This is a genomic window from Endozoicomonas sp. ONNA2, from assembly GCF_024606365.1.
GTDB lineage: Bacteria > Pseudomonadota > Gammaproteobacteria > Pseudomonadales > Endozoicomonadaceae > Endozoicomonas.
In genome coordinates, this window is record NZ_JAHHPO010000568.1 from 1 (window position 1) to 1,256 (window position 1,256).

The 1,256-nt window shown below is 42.0% G+C and carries 2 protein-coding genes; one reads left to right on the forward strand and one right to left on the reverse strand.

Going from position 1 to position 1,256, the window contains the following annotated elements; translation table 11 throughout:
* Window positions 1-583, reverse strand: a 583-nt coding sequence (locus KDK14_RS09950; protein ID WP_257264949.1) for a hypothetical protein, incomplete at its 3' end; no start/stop codon positions are given.
* A 253-nt stretch (window positions 584-836) separates the two neighbouring features.
* Between KDK14_RS09950 and KDK14_RS09955 the strand changes: the two genes are divergently transcribed.
* Window positions 837-1,148: a hypothetical protein gene (locus KDK14_RS09955; RefSeq protein ID WP_257264950.1), complete on the forward strand. Its 312-nt coding sequence runs from the start codon at window positions 837-839 to the stop codon at window positions 1,146-1,148.
* The last annotated feature ends 108 nt before the right edge of the window (window positions 1,149-1,256 follow it).

Here is a 1,256-nt window from a genome sequence, read left to right on the forward strand (position 1 = left end):
AGCTAAATATCCTATTATCGGGATGATCGTTCGACCGATTCTGTCGCCCTGGGCTATCCAGCGATTTCAGCAAGTTACCCTCCTGACCTGAAATAGCTGACAAAAGCGAATCTGCCCTGCAAAAACCTTCGCCAACTGAATTTGCCAAACGGGCAATTTGTATAGGGTCATAAGTGAAAGAAAAATTCACCACTTCATTCAATGGCACATTGGCATTCATTCCAGAGGGTAGATTCTGAAGATTTGAATATCTCTCTATCAGCTCACTGAATGTATTCTTGCAGGCACCATCAATTTCTGTTTTCAGTTCATTTATAACAGAATCAAATCTGTATGACTCTGTTAAAAGATTTGCTTTAAAAGCAAGCCTGCCAACACGATAGTAGTTTGATTCTGCAAGCAGGTTGGCAGCCTCCTTATTTACCTGATTCATTAACTTCACAAGATTCTTACCACTGCTTTGTAAAGTATCTATCAGAGTTCTCAGCTCCGGTGATAACGAAAATCCAGAATGAACAGCATTGGTCAGCTCAACCCGGGTATCTTCAAAACCTTTAAAAAACGACAACATCTCTGCTTTCATGGGTGCAGATTCAAATTTCACCAGATTTTCCAGTACGTTAGCAAATATCCATGGTGATCTTCTGGTTCGGTCCGAAGTGGATTTTTTATCATAATGCTGATTGATGGTGTTCAGCAGTGTCCTCAATTGGTTTTTATAGTAACTGGCTGCTTCCGGATGGGCAGTCTTAATGCTATCAATAAAAAATGAAAGCTTGGTCACCAGGCTAACAAACTTATAAAAGGCCAGAGTCTCATCAACAGCGTCGAGTAAAGTGGAAATATTTGCCCGGGGATGCGCTTTTTGGAATTCTACCAAATCATTCCTGAGCCTCCCAATACTGGTCGATGCTACCGCTGCAGAGAGAAAATCATCAACCATATTCACCGTTGGCGCTACTGTCGGTGCCACCAGTATTTCACTTGACAGTGTGGCATTGCTCATTGCCGGAGTAATATTTTCAGCGGTCGGCGTGCTGCTTTCTGTCGTTGGAGCAATGCCATCTACTGCTGCTTCGGTAGCTTCTACTGTCGAGTTGATACTTCCTGCTGTTGGGGTAACGTTTTTTGAAGATGCAATTGTATAAAGACTGGAGGGTGATAGCGTTGGTTGATGTGATACAACTTTAGTAGCAGTTGCTTTAGGAATTGTCTAAAAATAACTTTCCCATTTCACTCTAATTCTGGAACTATGG